Raw genomic sequence first — 22,367 nt, 5'->3', positions numbered from 1 at the left:
ATTCCGAGGGTTGATCATGACCGAGCTGGCGCGTTTGAAGTTTTATGCCACTCAACCCCACTCTTGCAGCTATCTGCCCGAAGAGCAGGCCACCACGCTGTTCCTCGACCCTAGCCAGCCCATGGACGTGCATGTCTACGCAGACCTGTCGGAGATGGGATTTCGTCGCAGCGGCGACCATCTTTACCGACCCCATTGCCAGAACTGCAATGCCTGCGTGCCGGCGCGCATCCCCGTGGCGCAGTTCCTGCCCAACCGCCAGCAGAAACGCATTCTCAAGCGCAACATGGATCTTCAGGTACGAGCCGCCAAGCCCGGATTCAGCGAAGAATACTTCGACCTGTACCAGCGCTACATCGAGCAACGCCATGCCGATGGCGACATGTTCCCGCCCAGTCGCGACCAGTTCTCGACATTCCTGGTACGCGACCTGCCCTTTTCACGGTTCTACGAGTTTCGCCTGGAAGGCCGGCTGGTCGCCGTGGCGGTGACCGACCTGCTGCCCAACGGCCTCTCGGCGGTCTACACCTTCTACGAGCCGGACGAAGAACGCCGCAGCCTCGGTCGCTACGCGATTCTCTGGCAGATCGGCGAGGCCCATCGGATGGGCCTGGACGCGGTCTATCTCGGGTACTGGATCAAGAACTGCAAGAAGATGAACTACAAGACCCAGTACCGGCCGATCGAGCTGCTGATCAATCAACGCTGGGTCACGCTCAGCTAAGCCTCCCCCACCTCGCAAAAACACCCGTATTGCGGCGACAGGCGTCGTCGCAAGCGGGCAGTTATTTTTGCGGGCGGCACTAACCACTTGGCGTGATGGTGGTTTTTCGGGCACAATGCACGCCGCTTTTGCCTGGCGCAGTTGCACCGGGCCATTCACTGGACACCGAGGGCTTTACTGCATGTCGAAAGAAGACAGCTTCGAAATGGAAGGCACTGTCGTCGACACCCTGCCCAACACCATGTTTCGCGTGGAGTTGGAAAATGGGCACGTCGTAACCGCGCATATCTCCGGCAAGATGCGCAAGAACTACATCCGTATTCTTACCGGTGACAAAGTGCGCGTCGAGCTGACGCCCTATGACTTGAGCAAAGGGCGCATCACCTACCGCGCCCGCTAATCAGGTCAATACAAGACGCCCGGCACCGCCGGGCGTTTTTGTTTGCGCATTTTTTGCCCCCCCTGAAATCTATCTTTTGTGGGAGGGGGTGGCATTTTCAGGATCGCGAAGATAACAAAGGCGCCAGAAGGCGCCTTTGTCTTGTGCTGCATCAGACTGGATCAGGCCATTTCAGCCGTGGTTTCGAAGTCGAAGGTCAGTTCGCCATCCTTGATGTCGATGTGTACCACACCGCCATGGTCGGACAACTCGCCAAACAGGATCTCCTCGGCCAGCGGACGCTTGATCTTGTCCTGGATCAGGCGTGCCATCGGACGTGCGCCCATGGCCGCATCGTAGCCACCTTCGGCCAGCCAGCTGCGAGCCGCGTCGGTCACTTCCAGCTGTACGCGCTTGTCTTCCAACTGCGCCTGAAGTTCGGTAAGGAACTTGTCCACCACACTCTTGATGACCTCATGACTGAGGCGACCAAACTGGATAATGGTGTCCAGACGGTTGCGGAACTCCGGCGTGAAGCTCTTCTTGATCACTTCCATGGCATCGGACGAGTGGTCCTGATGCGTGAAGCCAATCGACGCCCGGGCCGCGGTTTCAGCACCGGCGTTGGTGGTCATGATCACGATCACGTTGCGGAAGTCGGCCTTGCGCCCGTTGTTGTCGGTCAGGGTCCCGTGGTCCATGACCTGCAGCAGCAGGTTGAAGACTTCCGGGTGGGCCTTCTCGATTTCATCGAGCAGCAGCACGCAATGCGGTTGCTTGGTAATCGCTTCGGTCAGCAGGCCGCCCTGGTCGAAACCGACATAGCCCGGAGGCGCACCGATCAGACGCGATACGGTGTGACGCTCCATGTACTCGGACATGTCGAAACGCACCAGCTCGATACCCATCGCCTTGGCCAGCTGCCGTGCCGCTTCGGTCTTGCCGACACCGGTAGGACCGGCGAACAGGAACGAACCGACCGGCTTGTCCGGCGATTTCAGCCCGGCACGGGACAGCTTGATGGCTGTCGACAGCGAATCGATGGCCGCATCCTGGCCGAACACGGTCAGTTTCAGGTCACGTTCGAGGTTACGCAGCAGTTCCTTGTCGGAGCTGGTGACATGCTTCGGCGGAATCCGCGCGATTTTCGCAACGATATCCTCGACCTGCGGCACTTCGATGCGCTTTACACGCTTCTCGACCGGCTGCAGGCGCTGGTAGGCGCCCGCCTCGTCGATCACGTCGATGGCCTTGTCCGGCATATGCCGATCATTGATGTAGCGCGAAGCCAGCTCGGCCGCCGCACGCAACGCCTCGTCGCTGTATTCGATATTGTGGTGCTGCTCGAAACGACCTTTCAGGCCGCGCAGGATACCGATGGTGTCTTCTACCGAAGGCTCGGACACATCGACCTTCTGGAAGCGCCGGGCCAGGGCACGGTCCTTCTCGAAAATGCCACGGAATTCCTGGAAGGTGGTCGAGCCGATGCAACGGATATCACCCGAGGACAGCAACGGCTTGAGCAGGTTCGAGGCATCCATGACGCCACCGGACGCGGCACCCGCACCAATGATGGTGTGGATCTCGTCGATGAACAGGATCGCCTGCGGGCGTTTCTTCAGCTCGCCGAGCAGCGCCTTGAAGCGTTTCTCGAAGTCGCCGCGATACTTGGTACCGGCCAGCAGGGCACCCAGGTCGAGGGAGTAGACGACACTGTTGGCCAGCAGGTCCGGCACCTGGTTGTCGACGATACGCTTGGCCAGGCCTTCGGCGATCGCGGTCTTGCCGACGCCCGCCTCACCCACCAGCAGCGGGTTGTTCTTGCGCCGACGGGCGAGGATCTGCGCGACACGCTCGACCTCCAGCTCGCGACCGACCAATGGGTCGATACGCCCCTGGCGTGCCAGCTCGTTGAGGTTGCTGGCATACGCATCCAGGGGATTGCCCGAAGATGAAGACTCACCACCCTCTTCGTCCTGCATATCCTGCTCGCCTTCGGAGTGATCGCCGTGCCCGGGCACCTTGGAGATGCCATGGGCGATGTAGTTGACGACATCGATACGCGCAACGCTTTGCTGCTTGAGCAGGAATACCGCCTGGCTTTCCTGTTCGCTGAAGATCGCGACCAGCACGTTGGCGCCTGTCACTTCGCGCTTACCGGAGCTCTGCACATGGAATACGGCACGTTGCAGGACACGCTGGAAGCCCAGGGTCGGCTGGGTTTCGCGATCTTCGTCATGAACGGGGATCAACGGCGTGGTGGAGTCGATGAACTCCTGCAGGTCGTGCTTGAGTTTGTCGAGGTTCGCGCCACAGGCCCGTAGAACGGTTGCGGCGGCCTCATTATCCAAAAGGGCCAGCAGGAGATGCTCGACCGTCATGAATTCATGACGCTTCGAACGGGCCTCCTTGAAGGCTAGATTGAGGGTGACTTCGAGCTCGCGGTTTAACATAGTTCACCTCATACCCAAGTGGTCGGCGTTAACCGTCCTTCTCGATTTCACAGAGTAGCGGATGCTGGCTTTCCCTGGCGTACTGGTTGACCTGCATGGCCTTGGTCTCGGCGATGTCGCGGGTAAACACTCCACATACTGCCCGTCCTTCTGTATGAACTGCCAGCATGACCTTGGTAGCCAGCTCGCGATTCAGGTTAAAAAACACCTCGAGCACTTCGACGACGAAATCCATCGGCGTGTAGTCATCATTGAACAACACCACCTTGTACATCGGCGGCGCCTGCAACGCAGGCTTTGCTTCCTGTATGGCAATGCCCGCGGAATCGTCATCGTGGAAATCCGGGCGATCCTGATTGAATGTTAGTCGAATCTGGCTGATTGCATGCATGGAAAGAAAGGTTCGTCAGTTGAGCTGTTGCAGTAATGGGGACGTTTCGGACAGTTTCAATACCGACCGAAAGGTCACCTTGACTATCGGCAAATCGGTGTTACAACCAATAGAGCCCACATTGGGTAATAAAGGTCCATATCGTCAACCATTTTTCTGGTTCACGTAGTGAAGGATGAACTGGATGATACTCCAGTGATGGGGTCGTTTGCAGAGGGATATGAGCATGCCGAGCGGTAAGGTCAAGTGGTTCAACAACGCCAAGGGCTATGGTTTCGTCCTGGAAGAAGGCAAGGATGAAGACTTGTTTGCCCATTATTCAGCCATCAAGATGGATGGCTACAAAACCCTTAAGGCTGGCCAGGCAGTGAGCTTTGAGATCATCCAGGGCCCCAAAGGTTTGCATGCGGTCAATATACAGAGCGCAGCTGTCGCGACCCCCACCGAAGAGAAAGCACAGCTCCCCAAGACCAAGACACACAACGTCAGTGCCTGAAATCAATCAGTAGAAATATCCAGGCATAAAAAAACGCCCGACTCGAAAACCAGAGCCGGGCGTTTTTTTGTTCAGCGCCGAGCGATCTACATGTGTGCGATCAGGGCATCGCCGAAGCCGGAAGACGACACCAGCCTGGCACCATCCATGAGGCGCTCGAAGTCATAAGTCACGGTCTTGGCGCCAATCGCACCGTTGGTGCCCTTGATGATCAGGTCGGCCGCCTCGGTCCAGCCCATGTGACGCAGCATCATTTCCGCGGACAGGATCAGCGAACCAGGGTTTACCTGGTCCTTGCCGGCGTACTTGGGTGCGGTACCGTGGGTCGCCTCGAACATGGCGACGGTGTCGGACAGGTTGGCCCCCGGCGCGATACCGATCCCCCCCACCTCGGCCGCCAGGGCGTCGGACAGGTAGTCACCGTTCAGGTTCAGGGTGGCGATCACGTCGTACTCGGCCGGACGCAGCAGGATCTGCTGGAGCATGGCGTCGGCAATGGCGTCCTTGACCACGACATTGCGACCGGTTTTCGGGTTCTTGAACTGCATCCAAGGACCGCCGTCGAGCAGCGTCGCGCCGAACTCCTCGGCTGCCACTTCATAGGCCCATTCCTTGAAGGCGCCTTCGGTGAACTTCATGATGTTGCCCTTGTGGACAATGGTCAGCGACTTGCGATCATTGTCGACGACATATTGCAGGGCCTTGCGCGCCAGGCGCTTGGTGCCCTCTTTCGATACCGGCTTGACGCCAATACCGCAGTCCTGGTCGAAACGGATCTTGGTGACACCCATTTCTTCCTTGAGGAACTTGATGACCTTGTTCGCTTCCGGCGAGCCGGCTTTCCACTCGATCCCGGCATAGATGTCTTCGGAGTTCTCGCGGAAGATCGTCATGTCGACGTCACCGGGCTTTTTCACCGGGCTCGGCACGCCTTCGAACCAGCGTACCGGACGCAGGCAGACATACAGGTCGAGTTGCTGGCGCAGGGCCACGTTCAGGGAACGGATACCACCGCCCACCGGGGTAGTCAGGGGCCCCTTGATGGAGACCACATAATCCTTGACCGCATCGAGGGTTTCCTGGGGCAGCCAGGTGTCCTGATCATAGACCTGGGTGGCCTTCTCACCGGCATAGACTTCCATCCAGGAGATCTTGCGCTTGCCGCCGTAAGCCTTTTCGACAGCCGCGTCGACGACCTTGATCATCACCGGGCTGATATCGACGCCAATACCGTCACCTTCGATGAAGGGGATGATCGGGTGATCAGGAACATTGAGAGAGTGGTCTGCATTGACGGTGATTTTGTCACCGACGGCTGGAACCTGAATCTTCTTGTATCCCATGTTGTACTCCATCTATGGATTGAACATCTGGCTGCTTTCGAGCCTACCCCAGTTAAATGTAGACGGAAACCTCGACCACCCCCATTTGCCTTGAAAGCGCTGCAGTTAGCGGCGTACAAGCCTGAAATCAAAGGGAAAAGCGCCAATCTCCAGCATTTGCCGGCCGCGCCCGGCGCTTTTGCCCGTGCGACCTTTAGACCAATGGACGAAAAGAGTTGTTTATGAACCCTCGGCGCTTTGCCAGCAACCTATGTATAATCGCCCCGCTGACCATAGGGTCACGACGGCCGACCTCTCCCAGCTACCGAAATGTAGCCGAGACTTTCCGCCCAAAAGCCGGGCTGTTACCGCAGTCCGACCGCTTGACGCTCGACTGATGCAACCCAACATCACCGCGAAGAAACCTCGATATTCGGCTCATGGACGACTTTGAACGAACGCGCTTATCCGGCGCATCTCGAGTTTCTGCGCATGCTTTAGCAAAGAAGAGAGTTAATCCGAATATGCCCACCCGCTCGAAGATCATCTACACCTTCACCGACGAAGCTCCCGCCCTCGCCACCTATTCACTGTTGCCTATCGTAGAGGCCTTTACCGCTTCGGCTGATATCGCCGTGGAAACCCGCGATATCTCGCTGGCCGGACGTATTCTTTCGAGCTTCCCTGAACAACTGGGCGCCAAGGCCGTGCCGGATCACCTCGCCGAGCTGGGCGAGTTGGCCATCACACCTGAAGCCAACATCATCAAGCTGCCGAACATCAGCGCCTCGGTGCCACAACTGCAGGCCGCGATCAAGGAGCTGCAAGCCCAGGGATTCAACATCCCGGACTACCCGGAGACCGTGAGCAGCGACGCCGAGAAAGACGCCCGCGCCCGTTACGACAAGATCAAGGGCAGCGCCGTGAACCCGGTCCTGCGCGAAGGCAACTCCGATCGCCGCGCACCGCTGTCGGTGAAGAACTACGCACGCAAGCACCCGCACAAGATGGGCGCCTGGGCTGCTGACTCCAAGTCCCACGTCGCGCACATGAACAACGGCGATTTCTACGGCAGCGAAAAAGCCGCCCTGATCGACGCCGCCGGCAGCGTCAAGATCGAACTGATCGCCCAGGACGGCACTTCCAGCGTCCTGAAAGAGAAGACCAGCGTACAAGCCGGTGAGATCCTTGATTGCGCCGTACTGAGCAAGAACGCCCTGCGCAGCTTCATCGCCGCCGAGATCGAAGACGCCAAGCAACAAGGCGTGCTGCTGTCGGTTCACCTGAAAGCCACCATGATGAAGGTCTCCGACCCGATCATGTTCGGTCAGATCGTTGCCGAGTTCTACAAGGACGCCCTGGCCAAGCACGCTGACGTGCTGGCGCAGATCGGCTTCAACCTGAACAACGGCATCGGCGACCTGTACGCCCGCATCAAGGCCCTGCCGGCCGAGCAGCAGGCACAGATCGAAGCGGACATCCAGGCGGTCTACGCCGTTCGTCCGGCGCTGGCCATGGTCAACTCCGACAAAGGCATCACCAACCTGCACGTGCCGAGCGACGTCATCGTCGACGCCTCGATGCCGGCCATGATCCGTGACTCCGGCAAGATGTGGGGCACCGACGGCCAACTGCACGACACCAAGGCGGTGATCCCGGATCGCTGCTACGCCACCATCTACCAGGCGGTGATCGAAGACTGCAAGCAACACGGCGCCTTCGATCCGACCACCATGGGCAGCGTGCCGAACGTCGGCCTGATGGCGAAGAAGGCCGAAGAGTACGGCTCCCACGACAAGACCTTCCAGATCAAGACCAACGGCGTGGTACGGGTTTCCGACAACACCGGTCGCACCCTGCTGGAACAGGCCGTGGAATCTGGCGACATCTTCCGCATGTGCCAGACCAAGGACGCCCCGATCCAGGACTGGGTCAAGCTGGCCGTCAACCGTGCCCGCGCGAGCAGCACCCCGGCGATCTTCTGGCTCGACCCGATGCGCGCCCACGATGGCGTGGTGATCGAGAAGGTCCAGACCTACCTGAAGGATCACGATACCGCCGGCCTGGACATCCAGATCATGTCGCCGGTCGACGCGATGAAGTTCACCCTGGCCCGCACCCGCGAAGGCAAGGACACCATCTCGGTGACCGGCAACGTCCTGCGCGACTACCTGACCGACCTGTTCCCGATCATGGAACTGGGCACCAGCGCGAAGATGCTGTCGATCGTCCCTCTGATGAACGGCGGTGGCCTGTTCGAAACCGGCGCCGGCGGTTCGGCACCGAAACACGTTCAGCAACTGGTGGAAGAGAACTTCCTGCGCTGGGATTCCCTGGGTGAGTTCCTGGCCCTGGCCGCTTCCCTGGAACACCTGGGCGTGACCTACAACAACCCGAAAGCCCTGGTGCTGTCGAAGACCCTGGACCAGGCCACCGGCCTGTTCCTCGACAACAACAAGTCGCCATCGCGCAAAGTCGGCAACATCGACAACCGCGGCAGCCACTTCTACCTGGCGCTGTACTGGGCCCAGGCCCTGGCCGCCCAGAGCGAAGACACCGCGCTGCAAGGCCAGTTCACCCAACTGGCCAAGACCCTGACCGAGAACGAGGCGACCATCGTTGCCGAGCTCAACGCCGTACAGGGCAAGCCAGTCGACATCGGCGGCTACTACCACGCCAGCGCCGAGCTGATCAGCAAGGCCATGCGTCCGAGCGCTACCCTCAACGCGGCAATCGCTGCGCTGGTGTAACCGCTCAGGAAAGATCACAAGCCCCGGCCCAGAGCCGGGGTTTGTGTTTACGGCCCGAGCATTCGTCAATCTGCGAATACAAACCCTGCGGGAGCCGGCTTGCCGGCGATGAGGCCTTAGAGCCGTGCATTGCCCTTACGGACGCCATCGCCGGCAAGCCGACTCCTGCACGGGACCGCATTCGCCTTATGATGCCCTCATATTCAAAGAGAACCCCACCCTATGGAATGGCAACCCCATATCACCGTCGCCACCGTCGTCGAAGACAACGGTCGCTTCCTGCTCGTCGAAGAACTGCAAAACGGACAGGCGGTCTTCAACCAGCCGGCCGGCCACCTCGACCCCGACGAAAGCCTGAACGAGGCGGCCATCCGCGAAACCCTGGAGGAAACCGGCTGGGATGTCGAACTGACCGGCGTGATCGGCATCTACCTGTACACCGCCCCCAGCAACGGCGTGACCTACCAGCGTGTGTGCTTTGCCGGCAAACCGCTCAGACACCACCCCGACTATCGACTGGACGAAGGCATCATCGGCCCGCGCTGGCTGACCCGCGACGAGTTGCTGGTCCTGCGCCCGCAGTGGCGCAGCGAGCTGATCATCCGTTGCATCGACGACTATCGGGCGGGCCCGCCGCACAGTCTCGAACTGATCCGCCCTTCTCTTTAGCCTTGCGGGCGCGGGCCTGTTAGAATCGCGTCCTTTTTCGAAGACACTCATTGAATCCCTATGCGTGATCCAGCTTCCCTCGCCCCAGAAAACCTGCGCGTCATTGTCGGCATGTCCGGCGGCGTGGACTCTTCCGTTTCCGCCGTCCTGCTGATGGAGCAGGGTTACCAGGTGGAAGGCCTGTTCATGAAGAACTGGGAGGAAGACGACGGAACGGAGTACTGCACCGCCATGGACGACCTGGCGGACGCTCAGGCCGTGTGCGACAAGATCGGCATCAAGCTGCACACCGCCAACTTCGCCGCCGAGTACTGGGACAACGTGTTCGAGCATTTCCTGGCCGAATACAAGGCCGGGCGCACGCCGAACCCGGATATCCTCTGCAACCGCGAAATCAAGTTCAAGGCGTTCCTCGACTACGCCCTGATGCTCGGTGCCGACCTGATTGCCACTGGCCACTACGTGCGCCGCCGTGATATCGACGGCCGCACCGAACTGCTCAAGGGCCTGGACCCGAACAAGGACCAGAGCTACTTCCTGCATGCCGTGGGCGGCGAACAGATCGCCAAGACCCTGTTCCCCGTCGGCGAGCTGGAAAAGCCAGCCGTGCGCGCGATTGCCGAAAAGCACGGCCTGGCGACCGCCAAGAAAAAGGACTCCACCGGAATCTGCTTTATCGGCGAACGACGCTTCAGCGACTTCCTCAAGCAGTACCTGCCGGCCCAGCCCGGCGAGATCAAGACGACCGAAGGTGAAGTCATCGGTCGCCACCACGGCCTGATGTACCACACCATCGGCCAGCGCCAGGGCCTGGGCATCGGCGGCCTGAAGGACGCCGGCGACGAGCCGTGGTACGTGCTGATCAAGGACCTGGAGCACAATGAGCTGATCGTCGGCCAGGGCAACGAGCACCCGCTGCTGTTTTCCCGCGCCCTGCTCGCCTCCGAGATCTTCTGGGTCAACCCGGTCGACCTGAGCAGTCCGCGCAAGCTGACCGCCAAGGTCCGTTACCGCCAGGGCGACCAGCACTGCATCCTGGAAAAAACCGCCAGCGGCTATCGCGCGGTGTTCGATGAACCCCAGCGCGCCGTGACGCCGGGCCAGTCCGTGGTGTTCTACGACGGGGAAATCTGCCTGGGCGGCGGCGTGATCGAAGTTGCCGAGCCCTGGACCAGCGGAGCGCGCCCATGAGCCCGACCCAGGAGCAACTGACGGCACTGGGCGGTGTGTTTCTCGCGGCGGTTCTGGTGGACAAGATTGCCAAGACCGGCCAGTCCAGCGAAGCTGGCCTGAGCTGCATGCTCGGCAGCCTGCTGATCCGCGACCCCAAGGACACACTGGAAGTCTACGGCGGCGACGATATCAACCTGCGCGACGGTTATCGCGCGCTGATCGGCGCCCTCGAACGCGACCCGAGCGCCCTGCAGCGCGAGCCGCTACGTTATGCGCTGTCGATGCTCGGCCTCGAGCGCCAGCTGGCCAAGCGCGACGACATGCTGGAAATCATCGGCAAGCGCCTGCCGCAGATCCAGTCCCAGGTCGAACACTTCGGCCCGGCCCATGAAAACGTGGTGGCCGCCTGTGGCGCACTGTACCAGGACACCCTGAGCACCCTGCGCCAGCGGATCCAGGTACACGGCGACATGCGCAACCTGCAACAACCGAGCAATGCCTCGAAGATCCGCGCCCTGCTGCTGGCCGGGATCCGCTCGGCCCGCCTGTGGCGCCAGCTGGGCGGTCATCGCTGGCAACTGGTCATCAGCCGGCGCAAGCTGCTCAAGGAACTCTATCCGTTGATGCGTAGCGCCTGAGGCCATCGACGGAGCTGTAAAAGCGCGATACGCCGGTCAGTTGGCAACGGACCGGCGGATTTTTTCATGTATGATACGCGCCCCATTTCGTTGCCCGACTGTCCGAGAACACCCCATGCAGCTTTCTTCGCTCACTGCGGTTTCCCCTGTTGACGGCCGCTACGCCGGCAAAACCCAGGCCCTGCGCCCTATTTTCAGCGAATACGGCCTGATCCGTGCTCGCGTCCTGGTGGAAGTGCGCTGGCTCCAGCGCCTGGCCGCTCACCCTGCGATCACTGAAGTCCCGGCGTTTTCCGCCGAAGCCAACGCGGTATTGAATACCCTGGCCGAGAACTTCTCCCTGGAGCACGCCGAGCGCGTCAAAGAGATCGAGCGCACCACCAACCACGACGTCAAGGCGATCGAGTACCTGCTCAAGGAACAGGCCGCCAAGCTGCCTGAACTGGCCGCCGTCAGTGAATTCATCCACTTCGCCTGCACCAGCGAGGACATCAACAACCTGTCCCACGCCCTGATGCTGCGCGAAGGCCGTGATGACGTGCTGCTGCCGCTGATGCGCCAGATCGCCGAAGCCATCCGCGAACTGGCCCAGCGCTTCGCCGCCGTGCCGATGCTGTCGCGCACCCACGGCCAGCCGGCTTCGCCGACTACCCTGGGCAAGGAACTGGCGAACGTCGTCTACCGCCTGGAGCGCCAGATCGCCCAGGTGGCCGCCGTGCCGCTGCTGGGCAAGATCAACGGTGCCGTGGGCAACTACAACGCCCACCTGTCGGCCTATCCGCAGGTCGACTGGGAAGCCAACGCACGCGCCTTTATCGAAGACGAGCTGGGCCTGGGCTTCAACCCCTACACCACCCAGATCGAGCCGCACGACTATATCGCCGAGCTGTTTGATGCGATCGCGCGCTTCAACACCATCCTGATCGACTTCGACCGCGATATCTGGGGCTACATCTCCCTGGGCTACTTCAAGCAGCGCACCATTGCCGGCGAAATCGGTTCCTCGACCATGCCGCACAAGGTCAACCCGATCGACTTCGAAAACTCCGAAGGCAACCTGGGTATCGCCAACGCCCTGTTCCAGCACCTGGCCAGCAAGCTGCCGATCTCCCGCTGGCAGCGCGACCTGACCGACTCCACCGTGCTGCGCAACCTCGGCGTCGGCTTCGCCCACAGCGTCATCGCCTACGAAGCCAGCCTCAAGGGCATCAGCAAACTGGAGTTGAACGAGCAGAAGATCGCCGCCGACCTGGACGCCTGCTGGGAAGTCCTGGCCGAGCCGATCCAGACCGTGATGCGCCGCTACAACATCGAAAACCCGTACGAAAAACTGAAAGAGTTGACTCGCGGCAAGGGCATCAGCCCTGAAGCGCTGCAAACTTTCATCGACGGGCTCGACATGCCTGCCGACGCCAAGGCCGAGCTGAAACAACTGACCCCGGCCAACTACATCGGCAACGCCGTGGCCCAAGCCCAGCGTATCTGATCGTACGGCACCCGCTCTGAACGCCCGGTTGAGCCGGGCGTTTTTATTCCCGTATGGAAAACGCTTTTTTTCAATAGGTTACACATGAATCCTGATACTCCTCTTCAACTGCTGGGCGGCATCACTGCTCGCGAATTCCTGCGCGACTACTGGCAGAAGAAGCCGCTGCTGATCCGCCAGGCCATTCCCGACTTCGAAAGCCCGATCGACGCCGACGAACTGGCCGGCCTGGCCCTGGAAGAAGAAGTCGAATCGCGCCTGATCATCGAGCACGGCGAGCGCCCCTGGGAGCTGCGCCGCGGCCCGTTCGCCGAAGACGCCTTCAGCCAGTTGCCGGAACGTGAATGGACCCTGCTGGTGCAGGCGGTCGACCAGTTCGTCCCGGAAGTCGCCGAACTGCTGGAAAACTTCCGTTTCCTGCCGAGCTGGCGCATCGATGACGTGATGATCAGCTTTGCCGCCCCGGGTGGCAGCGTCGGTCCGCACTTCGACAATTACGATGTATTCCTGCTCCAGGGCCACGGCAAGCGCCACTGGAAGATCGGCCAGATGTGCGATTCCGACAGCCCGCTGCTGGAACACGCCGACCTGCGTATCCTCGCCGATTTCCAGGAAACCGCCGAGTGGACCCTGGAACCGGGCGACATGCTCTACCTGCCACCGCGCCTGGCCCACTGCGGTGTCGCCGTGGACGACTGCCTGACCTACTCGGTGGGCTTTCGCGCACCGAGCGCGGCTGAAGTACTGACCCACTTCACCGACTTCCTCAGCCAGTTCCTGCCGGACGAAGAACGCTACACCGACGCCGACGTACAGCCGGTGGCCGATCCGCACCAGATCCAGCACGACGCCCTCGACCGCCTGAAAAGCCTGCTGGCCGAGCACATGAGCGACGAGCGCCTGCTGCTGACCTGGTTCGGCCAGTTCATGACCGAACCACGTTATCCGGAACTGGTGGTAGGCCCCGAACTCGAAGAAGAAGACCTGCTCGACGGCCTGCAACAGGGTGCGATACTGATCCGCAACCCGAGCGCGCGCCTGGCCTGGTCGGAAGTCGATGACGACCTGCTGCTGTTTGCCAGCGGCCAGAGCCGCTACCTGCCGGGCAAGCTGCGCGAGCTGTTGAAAATGATCTGCGCGGCGGACGCCCTGCATGCCGACAATCTCGGCCACTGGCTTGACGACGAAGATGGACGCGGCCTGCTCTGCGAGCTGGTCAAACAAGGAAGCCTGGGATTTGCCGATGAATAGAATTCACGTACGTGTCGCGGACTGGCAAAAGGATAACGCCGAGATTCGGCGCATTCGTGAATCGGTATTCATTGCCGAACAAGCCGTACCGCCGGAACTCGAGTGGGACGCGGAAGACGCCAGCGCCGTGCATTTCCTGGCGTTCGAGGGTGACTTCCCGATCGGTACCGCACGCCTGCTGCCCGACGGGCATATCGGCCGCGTATCGGTCCTGCGCGATTGGCGCGGACTGAAGGTCGGTGATGCACTGTTGCAGGCCACGATCGGTGAAGCCGAGAAACGCGGCCTCAAGCAACAGATGCTCAGCGCCCAGGTGCAGGCCACGGCGTTCTATGAACGGCACGGTTTCAGCATCGTCAGCGAGGAGTTTCTCGAAGCCGGGATTCCCCACGTCGACATGGTGCGCAATTCCGCCTGACACCCCAAAGGCCTGGGATCTTTAACCTGTGGCGAGCGGGCTTGCCCGCGCCGGGGCGTGCAGCGCCCCCAAAAGCAGCAAACCCGTTGTACCAGAAACGGCTGCTGCGCAGCCGAGCGCGGGCAAGCCCGCTCGCCACAAGCAGACCAAGCCCCTAAAAAACGCCCCGCCATCGGGGCGTTTTGCCGTCCGCGATTCAACTTGACCCACCAACAGCCGAGAAACTGTCAAACTCAATGCATTGCCCAGTCCAACGCGGAGATACCGGACATGTCCCTACGCACCCTCTTCAGCGGCTTGCTGCTGGCCTGTGCCTTCAGCGCTCAGGCAGCCACTGAAATCATCCCCCTGAACTACCGCACCAGCAGCGACCTGCTGCCCGTCGCACAGAACTTCCTCGGGCAGGATGGCAAGGTCAGCGCCTATCAGAACCAGCTGATCGTCAACGCCGAACCCGGCAAGATCAACGAACTGCGCGACTTCCTCGGGCAACTGGACAAGCCCGCCAAGCGCCTGCTGATCAGCGTCGACACCAGCGAGAACAATGACCAGGGCGCCCAGGGCTATTCGATCAACGGCCAGGGCCAGACCCGTATCATCAGCCGCAGCACCGACAGCCGCGACGGCGGCATCCAGCAGGTCCAGGCCAGCGAAGGCACACCGGCACTGATCCAGGTCGGCCAGAGCGTGCCACTGACCAGCAGCACCGGCCAGCTCGACGCCTATGGCCGGCCACAGACACAGACCCAGTATCGCAACGTCACCCAGGGGTTCTACGTCACCGCCAGCGTCACCGGAAATATCGTGCACCTTGCCATCAGCACCAATCGTGACCGGATGAGCCAGGAACGTCAGGATGTAGTGAACGTACAAAGCACCGACACAACCGTCAGCGGACCGCTCGGCCAGTGGATCACCCTGGCCGGCGTCAACGGCCAGAGCCAGGCCGACCGCCAGGCCCTAACCCGCAGCTACTCTACCTCCAGCCGTAACGACATGACTTTGCGGGTGAAAGTCGACACCCTGGACTAAAGCACCGAAAACTGACCGATGAGTCGTATTAGACCAAAGATGTAGTGCTTTAAAAAAAGCACTACAAAACGTTTGACGAGCCAAAAAACCGAAGGCATGATGGCCTCGCTCCCGCTAATCAGGGGCCCTGGCAAGGGCCTTCGGATCGCCGCTCTAACCTACCCACCTGAGCCGATTCGTGTCTGTACCGCCCACAAGGCGTGTTTGACGAGGTTGCGACTGGAACGAAGTTGTCCCGAGGGACGGAAGCGTAATAGGTAGAACGGCAAGAACTCTGAAGCCCGCATGAAGGCCCACGACGCCCCAATGCGCCCGAAGGATCGCCCTCGCCTCGCTCACTTCCCCCTTGAGCCCATCGTTCAATCGTCGCCTTCCCCGCCGGACCGCACCTGAGCGCCTAAGCTTCTGGTCAGCGAGCAGCCGTTTTGCCCAAGCCTCAACTTGAGCACTCGGCGGAGCAAGGAATTCTCCACCCCAGACCTATGCGACGAGGTTTATCTCCATGGCACTGACACGCGAACAGCAAATTGCAGCCCTTGAAAAAGACTGGGCTGAAAACCCGCGCTGGAAAGGCGTGACACGCACTTACTCCGCCGCTGACGTGGTCCGCCTGCGTGGCTCGATTCAACCCGAGCACACCCTGGCCCGCCTGGGCGCCGAGAAACTGTGGAACCTGGTCACCCAGGGCGCCAAGCCGTCCTTCCGTCCGGACAAGGATTTCGTCAACTGCATGGGCGCCCTGACCGGCGGCCAGGCCGTGCAACAAGTCAAGGCCGGCATCCAGGCGATCTACCTGTCGGGCTGGCAAGTGGCCGCGGACAACAACTCCGCCGAGTCGATGTACCCTGACCAGTCGCTGTACCCGGTGGACTCCGTTCCGACCGTGGTCAAGCGCATCAACAACTCGTTCCGTCGCGCCGACCAGATCCAGTGGAAAGCCGGCAAGAACCCGGGTGACGATGGCTATATCGACTACTTCGCACCTATCGTGGCCGACGCCGAAGCCGGTTTCGGCGGCGTACTGAACGCCTACGAGCTGATGAAAAGCATGATCGAAGCGGGTGCCGCCGGCGTGCACTTCGAAGACCAGCTGGCTTCCGTGAAGAAGTGCGGCCACATGGGCGGCAAGGTCCTGGTACCGACCCAGGAAGCCGTGCAGAAGCTGACCGCTGCCCGCCTGGCTGCCGACGTTGCCGGTGTACCGACCATCATCCTGGCCCGTACCGATGCCAACGCCGCCGACCTGCTGACCTCCGATTGCGACCCGTACGACCAGCCGTTCGTGACCGGCACCCGCACCCAGGAAGGCTTCTACAAGGTCCGTGCCGGCCTCGACCAGGCCATTGCCCGCGGCCTGGCCTACGCACCGTACGCCGACCTGATCTGGTGTGAAACCGCCAAGCCGGACCTGGACGAGGCCCGCCGCTTCGCCGAAGCGATCAAGAAGGAATACCCGGACCAACTGCTGTCCTACAACTGCTCGCCTTCCTTCAACTGGAAGAAGAACCTGGACGACGCAACCATCGCCAAGTTCCAGCGCGAACTGTCGGCCATGGGCTACAAGCACCAGTTCATCACCCTGGCGGGCATCCACAACATGTGGCACAGCATGTTCAACCTGGCGCACGACTACGCCCGCAACGACATGACCGCCTACGTGAAGCTGCAGGAGCAGGAATTCGCCGACGCCGCCAAGGGCTACACCTTCGTTGCGCACCAGCAGGAAGTGGGCACCGGCTACTTCGACGACATGACCACCGTGATCCAGGGCGGTTCGTCCTCGGTGACCGCGCTGACCGGCTCGACCGAAGAAGAGCAGTTCCACTGAGTGATTAGAGCAAGCGGCCATTCCAGGCCTTGTAAAACCTAACTGGAATGCCTGAAAAACTGATGCCCCGACTGGTTCGGGGCATTTTTTTTGCGCGAGGTATTGATCCAGGGCAGTCCACGCAACGACAGAACTCGCTAAAACAGCCCTCCCTGCAACTTTCATCGGTCTACTATATAAGGCAACTGGAAACACCCGGGTCACCGGTGACTGTAATCAAAGCCGCCCCAAACGATATTAATTATCATTTAACAAACGCTTTGTTCATTACAGCCCGGATAAAACATAATTAACCAAAAGCCACCTAATGCCCGCAGCGCATGGCCCGCGGGCTGTCCGGAGGTCGTTATGTCCTTATTCCATTAAATAATTTCGCTATAGGAATTTTACTTGCCGGGTGTTTAGCCATAAAATCACCGGGATTGATCGCGCTGCGACATATCGTCACTGCTTTGTTTCTTTTTCAAGCTCAGAGACCCTTGCTCTCTGTTAAGGATTACCCGCATGACCGAAGCGACCGGACTCATGGCCCACAACTGGGGCTTTGCCATTTTCCTGCTCGGCGTCGTCGGCCTCTGTGCCTTCATGCTCGGTCTTTCCAGCCTCCTCGGGTCAAAAGCCTGGGGTCGCAGCAAGAATGAACCGTTCGAATCCGGCATGCTGCCTACCGGTAGCGCCCGCTTGCGGCTCTCCGCCAAATTCTATCTGGTCGCGATGCTGTTCGTGATCTTCGATATCGAAGCCCTCTTTCTCTTTGCATGGTCTGTGTCCGTCCGCGAAAGCGGCTGGACCGGATTCGTCGAAGCTCTCGTTTTCATAGCAATTCTGTTGGCAGGTCTTGTCTACCTTTACCGAGTGGGGGCGCTTGATTGGGCTCCGCAAGCTCGTCAGAAGCGGCAGGCGAAGCTGAAACAATGAGGCTTTGGCAATGCAATACAATCTCACCAGAATCGACCCGGACGCTCCTAACGAGCAGTATCCGATCGGCGAACGGGAAACCGTTTCCGATCCGTTAGAGGATCAAGTCCACAAGAACATTTTCATGGGCAAGCTGGAAGACGTGCTGAGTGGCGCGGTCAACTGGGGGCGCAAGAACTCCCTGTGGCCGTACAACTTCGGTCTGTCTTGCTGCTACGTGGAAATGACCACTGCCTTCACGGCACCTCACGACATCGCACGCTTCGGCGCCGAAGTTATCCGGGCATCACCACGCCAGGCCGACTTCATGGTTATTGCCGGGACCTGCTTCGTGAAGATGGCCCCCATCATCCAGCGCCTGTACGAGCAGATGCTCGAACCGAAGTGGGTGATCTCCATGGGTTCGTGTGCCAACTCCGGTGGCATGTACGACATCTACTCCGTCGTTCAGGGGGTGGACAAGTTCCTGCCCGTGGACGTCTACGTGCCTGGCTGCCCGCCCCGCCCCGAGGCTTTCCTGCAAGGCTTGATGCTCTTGCAAGAGTCGATTGGCCAGGAGCGTCGCCCACTTTCCTGGGTCGTCGGTGACCAAGGCGTGTATCGCGCCGAGATGCCGTCGCAAAAGGAACAGCGCCGCGAACAGCGTATTCAGGTAACCAACCTGCGCAGCCCCGACGAAGTCTGATCCAGTCCTGCTTCTTATAAAGAAACGAGTACCTGGCTTCATTCTTTACGTTGACCGAAAGCGATAAAAAACCATGACTACAGGCAGTGCTCTGTACATCCCGCCTTACAAGGCAGACGACCAGGATGTGGTCGTCGAACTGAACAACCGTTTTGGCCCGGAGGCGTTCATCGCCCAGGCCACCCGCACCGGCATGCCGGTACTGTGGGTGAGCCGTGCCAAACTCGTCGAAGTCCTGACCTTCCTGCGCAACCTGCCCAAGCCATACGTCATGCTCTATGACCTGCACGGCGTGGACGAGCGTCTGCGCACCAAGCGCCAGGGCCTGCCGGCGGCCGATTTCAGCGTCTTCTATCACCTGCTCTCGATCGAGCGTAATAGTGACGTGATGATCAAGGTCGCCTTGTCCGAAAGCGACCTCAGCTTGCCGAGCGTCACCAGCATCTGGCCGAATGCCAACTGGAACGAACGTGAAGTCTGGGACATGTTCGGCATCGACTTCAAAGGTCACCCGCACCTGTCGCGCATCATGATGCCGCCGACCTGGGAAGGTCACCCGCTGCGCAAGGACTTCCCTGCCCGCGCCACCGAATTCGATCCGTACAGCCTGACCCTGGCCAAGCAGCAGCTTGAGGAAGAGGCTGCGCGCTTCCGTCCGGAAGACTGGGGAATGAAGCGTTCCGGCGCCAACGAGGACTACATGTTCCTCAACCTCGGTCCGAACCACCCTTCGGCCCACGGTGCCTTCCGGATCATCCTGCAACTGGACGGTGAAGAGATCGTCGACTGCGTGCCGGACATCGGTTACCACCACCGTGGTGCCGAGAAGATGGCCGAGCGCCAGTCCTGGCACAGCTTCATCCCCTACACCGACCGTATCGACTACCTCGGCGGGGTGATGAACAACCTGCCGTACGTGCTCTCGGTCGAGAAACTGGCCGGGATCAAGGTGCCGGACCGGGTCGATACCATCCGCATCATGATGGCCGAGTTCTTCCGGATCACCAGCCACCTGCTGTTCCTGGGTACCTATATCCAGGACGTCGGCGCCATGACCCCGGTGTTCTTCACCTTCACCGACCGCCAGCGCGCCTACAAGGTGATCGAAGCCATCACCGGTTTCCGCCTGCACCCGGCCTGGTACCGCATCGGTGGTGTCGCCCACGACCTGCCGCGCGGCTGGGACAAGTTGGTCAAGGAATTCGTCGACTGGCTGCCAAAACGCCTCGACGAGTACACCAAGGCCGCCCTGCAGAACAGTATCCTCAAGGGCCGGACCATCGGTGTCGCCGCCTACAACACCAAGGAAGCCCTGGAATGGGGCGTCACCGGTGCAGGCTTGCGTTCCACCGGCTGCGATTTCGACCTGCGCAAGGCCCGTCCGTACTCCGGCTACGAGAACTTCGAGTTCGAAGTGCCGCTGGCGGCCAACGGCGATGCCTACGACCGCTGCATGGTACGCGTCGAAGAGATGCGCCAGAGCATCAAGATCATCGACCAGTGCATGCGCAACATGCCGGAAGGCCCGTACAAGGCGGATCACCCGCTGACCACGCCGCCGCCGAAAGAGCGCACGCTGCAACACATCGAGACCCTGATCACGCACTTCCTGCAAGTTTCGTGGGGCCCGGTCATGCCGGCCAACGAATCCTTCCAGATGATCGAAGCGACCAAGGGCATCAACAGTTATTACCTGACGAGCGATGGCGGCACCATGAGCTACCGCACCCGGATTCGTACCCCAAGCTTCCCGCACCTGCAGCAGATCCCTTCGGTGATCCGCGGCAGCATGGTCGCGGACTTGATCGCGTACCTGGGTAGTATCGACTTCGTTATGGCCGACGTGGACCGCTAAGCATGAACAGCACGCTTATCCAGACAGACCGTTTCGCCCTCAGCGAAACCGAGCGCTCGGCCATCGAGCATGAGCTGCATCACTACGAAGACCCGCGCGCGGCGTCCATCGAAGCCCTGAAGATCGTCCAGAAGGAACGTGGCTGGGTGCCTGACGGCGCGCTCTACGCCATCGGCGAGATCCTCGGCATCCCGGCGAGCGACGTCGAGGGCGTAGCGACTTTCTACAGCCAGATCTTCCGCCAGCCGGTCGGTCGTCACATCATTCGCGTCTGCGACAGCATGGTCTGCTATATCGGCGGCCACGAGTCGGTGGTCAGCGAGATCCAGAGCAAGCTCGGCATCGGCCTGGGTCAAACCACCGCCGACGGCCGCTTCACCCTGCTGCCCGTCTGCTGCCTCGGCAACTGCGACAAGGCCCCGGCACTGATGATCGACGACGACACCTTCGGCGACGTCCAGCCAGCTGGCGTTGCCAAACTGCTGGAGGGCTACGTATGACCCTGACTTCCTTCGGCCCTGCCAACCGCATTGCGCGGTCGGCGGAAACCCACCCGCTGACCTGGCGCCTGCGCGATGACGCAGAACCGGTGTGGCTCGACGAATACCAGGCAAAGGACGGCTATGCCGCCGCGCGCAAGGCTTTCGCCGACCTGTCCCAGGACGACATCGTCCAGACGGTCAAGGACGCCGGCCTCAAGGGTCGCGGCGGTGCGGGCTTCCCCACCGGCGTGAAATGGGGCCTGATGCCCAAAGACGAATCCATGAACATCCGCTACCTGCTGTGCAACGCGGATGAAATGGAGCCCAACACCTGGAAAGACCGCATGCTGATGGAGCAACTGCCCCATCTGCTGATCGAAGGCATGCTGATCAGTGCCCGTGCACTGAAGACCTACCGCGGCTACATCTTCCTGCGCGGCGAATACACCACCGCCGCCAAGCACCTCAACCGTGCCGTGGCAGAAGCCAAGGCCGCGGGCCTGCTGGGCAAGAACATCCTCGGCAGCGGCTTCGACTTCGAGTTGTTCGTCCACACCGGTGCCGGGCGTTACATCTGCGGTGAAGAAACCGCACTGATCAACTCCCTCGAAGGCCGCCGTGCCAATCCGCGCTCCAAGCCGCCCTTCCCCGCCGCTGTCGGCGTCTGGGGCAAGCCGACCTGCGTGAACAACGTCGAGACCCTGTGCAATGTGCCAGCGATCATCGGTAACGGCACCGACTGGTACAAGTCCCTTGCCCGCGAAGGCAGCGAAGACCACGGCACCAAGCTGATGGGCTTCTCCGGCAAGGTGAAGAACCCGGGGCTGTGGGAACTGCCGTTCGGCGTGACCGCCCGCGAGCTGTTCGAAGACTACGCCGGTGGCATGCGCGACGGGTTCAAGCTCAAGTGCTGGCAGCCTGGTGGCGCCGGTACCGGCTTCCTCCTGCCGGAGCATCTGGACGCCCAGATGTATGCCGGCGGCATCGCCAAGGTCGGTACCCGGATGGGTACGGGCCTGGCCATGGCGGTGGACGACAGCGTCAACATGGTTTCGCTGCTGCGCAACATGGAAGAGTTCTTCGCCCGTGAATCGTGCGGTTTCTGCACCCCTTGCCGCGACGGCCTGCCATGGAGCGTCAAGCTCCTGCGCGCCATCGAGAACGGCGAAGGCCAGGCCGGCGATATCGAGACCCTGCTGGGTCTGGTCGGTTTCCTCGGCCCGGGCAAGACCTTCTGTGCTCACGCACCGGGCGCCGTGGAGCCATTGGGCAGCGCAATCAAATATTTCCGTCCGGAGTTCGAGGCTGGCATCGCACCTACCCGTGCGGCCATCCCGCCTTTGGCGCGGCCGATCGTAGTCGGCGCATAAGAACGTATCGAAGGGGGGCGGTCCGTGCCGCCCTCTTCCTCGTCTGA

General features: G+C 60.8%; 20 protein-coding genes. 17 read left to right on the top strand and 3 right to left on the bottom strand.

The genetic code is table 11. The features are described from left to right. The first annotated feature begins 16 nt into the window (after positions 1 to 16). Positions 17 to 724: an arginyltransferase gene (locus HX851_RS27575; RefSeq protein ID WP_177056665.1), complete on the top strand. Its 708-nt coding sequence runs from the start codon at positions 17 to 19 to the stop codon at positions 722 to 724. A 181-nt stretch (positions 725 to 905) separates the two neighbouring features. After that, positions 906 to 1,124 carry a translation initiation factor IF-1 gene (gene infA / locus HX851_RS27570; RefSeq protein WP_002553999.1) on the top strand — a complete coding sequence of 73 codons (219 nt, stop codon included), beginning with the start codon at positions 906 to 908 and terminating at the stop codon, positions 1,122 to 1,124. Positions 1,125 to 1,285: 161 nt separating this feature from the next. Here infA and clpA read toward each other — a convergent pair whose 3' ends face one another. Together clpA and clpS are read right to left on the bottom strand one after the other, a co-directional pair. After that, positions 1,286 to 3,556 carry an ATP-dependent Clp protease ATP-binding subunit ClpA gene (gene clpA / locus HX851_RS27565; protein ID WP_177056666.1) on the bottom strand — a complete coding sequence of 757 codons (2,271 nt, stop codon included), beginning with the start codon at positions 3,554 to 3,556 and terminating at the stop codon, positions 1,286 to 1,288. Between the two features lie 28 nt (positions 3,557 to 3,584). After that, entirely contained in the window at positions 3,585 to 3,947 is a 363-nt protein-coding gene (gene clpS / locus HX851_RS27560) for an ATP-dependent Clp protease adapter ClpS (RefSeq protein ID WP_017123849.1), read from the bottom strand. A gap of 226 nt (positions 3,948 to 4,173) precedes the next feature. Here clpS and cspD point away from each other — a divergent pair, with 226 nt between their 5' ends. Further along, positions 4,174 to 4,443: a cold shock domain-containing protein CspD gene (gene cspD, locus HX851_RS27555; protein WP_177056667.1), complete on the top strand. Its 270-nt coding sequence runs from the start codon at positions 4,174 to 4,176 to the stop codon at positions 4,441 to 4,443. A gap of 86 nt (positions 4,444 to 4,529) precedes the next feature. Here cspD and icd read toward each other — a convergent pair whose 3' ends face one another. Next, positions 4,530 to 5,786 (bottom strand): NADP-dependent isocitrate dehydrogenase, encoded by a 1,257-nt coding sequence (gene icd, locus HX851_RS27550; protein WP_177056668.1) that lies wholly within the window; start codon positions 5,784 to 5,786, stop codon positions 4,530 to 4,532. A 503-nt stretch (positions 5,787 to 6,289) separates the two neighbouring features. Between icd and HX851_RS27545 the strand changes: the two genes are divergently transcribed. The 14 genes from HX851_RS27545 to nuoF all read left to right on the top strand — a co-directional run bounded on the left by HX851_RS27545 (position 6,290) and on the right by nuoF (position 22,320). Beyond that, positions 6,290 to 8,515, top strand: coding sequence for an NADP-dependent isocitrate dehydrogenase (locus HX851_RS27545; protein WP_177066244.1), 2,226 nt, complete (start codon positions 6,290 to 6,292; stop codon positions 8,513 to 8,515). Between the two features lie 222 nt (positions 8,516 to 8,737). Continuing rightward, positions 8,738 to 9,184: an NUDIX hydrolase gene (locus HX851_RS27540; RefSeq protein WP_177056670.1), complete on the top strand. Its 447-nt coding sequence runs from the start codon at positions 8,738 to 8,740 to the stop codon at positions 9,182 to 9,184. Between the two features lie 60 nt (positions 9,185 to 9,244). Next, the gene (mnmA, locus tag HX851_RS27535) at positions 9,245 to 10,375 is read left to right on the top strand and encodes a tRNA 2-thiouridine(34) synthase MnmA (RefSeq protein ID WP_177056671.1); all 1,131 of its coding nucleotides are present in this window, start codon (positions 9,245 to 9,247) and stop codon (positions 10,373 to 10,375) included. Further along, positions 10,372 to 10,995: a high frequency lysogenization protein HflD gene (gene hflD, locus HX851_RS27530; RefSeq protein ID WP_017123843.1), complete on the top strand. Its 624-nt coding sequence runs from the start codon at positions 10,372 to 10,374 to the stop codon at positions 10,993 to 10,995. Before mnmA ends, hflD begins: the two co-directional genes overlap by 4 nt. Positions 10,996 to 11,110: 115 nt before the next feature. After that, positions 11,111 to 12,481: an adenylosuccinate lyase gene (purB, locus tag HX851_RS27525; RefSeq protein WP_177056672.1), complete on the top strand. Its 1,371-nt coding sequence runs from the start codon at positions 11,111 to 11,113 to the stop codon at positions 12,479 to 12,481. 84 nt (positions 12,482 to 12,565) lie between these two features. Beyond that, on the top strand, positions 12,566 to 13,732 hold the full coding sequence (locus HX851_RS27520; RefSeq protein WP_177056673.1) for a ribosomal protein uL16 3-hydroxylase: 1,167 nt from the start codon (positions 12,566 to 12,568) through the stop codon (positions 13,730 to 13,732). Beyond that, a complete protein-coding gene (locus tag HX851_RS27515) occupies positions 13,725 to 14,150 on the top strand; it encodes a GNAT family N-acetyltransferase (protein ID WP_177056674.1) in 426 nt (141 codons plus the stop codon). The genes HX851_RS27520 and HX851_RS27515 overlap by 8 nt, the downstream gene beginning before the upstream one ends. 270 nt (positions 14,151 to 14,420) lie before the next feature. Continuing rightward, a complete protein-coding gene (locus tag HX851_RS27510; protein WP_177066243.1) occupies positions 14,421 to 15,182 on the top strand; it encodes a secretin N-terminal domain-containing protein in 762 nt (253 codons plus the stop codon). A gap of 502 nt (positions 15,183 to 15,684) precedes the next feature. Beyond that, positions 15,685 to 17,010, top strand: coding sequence for an isocitrate lyase (aceA, locus tag HX851_RS27505; protein WP_177056676.1), 1,326 nt, complete (start codon positions 15,685 to 15,687; stop codon positions 17,008 to 17,010). A 504-nt stretch (positions 17,011 to 17,514) separates the two neighbouring features. After that, positions 17,515 to 17,928, top strand: coding sequence for an NADH-quinone oxidoreductase subunit A (locus HX851_RS27500; protein WP_010444610.1), 414 nt, complete (start codon positions 17,515 to 17,517; stop codon positions 17,926 to 17,928). 10 nt (positions 17,929 to 17,938) lie between these two features. Beyond that, on the top strand, positions 17,939 to 18,613 hold the full coding sequence (locus HX851_RS27495) for a NuoB/complex I 20 kDa subunit family protein (protein WP_017123836.1): 675 nt from the start codon (positions 17,939 to 17,941) through the stop codon (positions 18,611 to 18,613). 73 nt (positions 18,614 to 18,686) lie between these two features. Beyond that, positions 18,687 to 20,468 carry an NADH-quinone oxidoreductase subunit C/D gene (gene nuoC, locus HX851_RS27490; protein ID WP_177056677.1) on the top strand — a complete coding sequence of 594 codons (1,782 nt, stop codon included), beginning with the start codon at positions 18,687 to 18,689 and terminating at the stop codon, positions 20,466 to 20,468. A gap of 2 nt (positions 20,469 to 20,470) precedes the next feature. After that, positions 20,471 to 20,968: an NADH-quinone oxidoreductase subunit NuoE gene (gene nuoE, locus HX851_RS27485; protein ID WP_007970445.1), complete on the top strand. Its 498-nt coding sequence runs from the start codon at positions 20,471 to 20,473 to the stop codon at positions 20,966 to 20,968. Then, complete coding sequence (nuoF, locus tag HX851_RS27480; protein ID WP_177056678.1) at positions 20,965 to 22,320, top strand: NADH-quinone oxidoreductase subunit NuoF; 1,356 nt, start codon at positions 20,965 to 20,967, stop codon at positions 22,318 to 22,320. The genes nuoE and nuoF overlap by 4 nt, the downstream gene beginning before the upstream one ends. Positions 22,321 to 22,367: the final 47 nt, after the last annotated feature.

Origin of the sequence: Pseudomonas gingeri, from assembly GCF_013385635.1 — a bacterium.
Lineage (GTDB): Bacteria > Pseudomonadota > Gammaproteobacteria > Pseudomonadales > Pseudomonadaceae > Aquipseudomonas > Aquipseudomonas gingeri_A.
The sequence above is the reverse complement of the archived record's forward strand: the minus strand, read 5'-3'. Positions and strand labels throughout refer to the sequence as shown.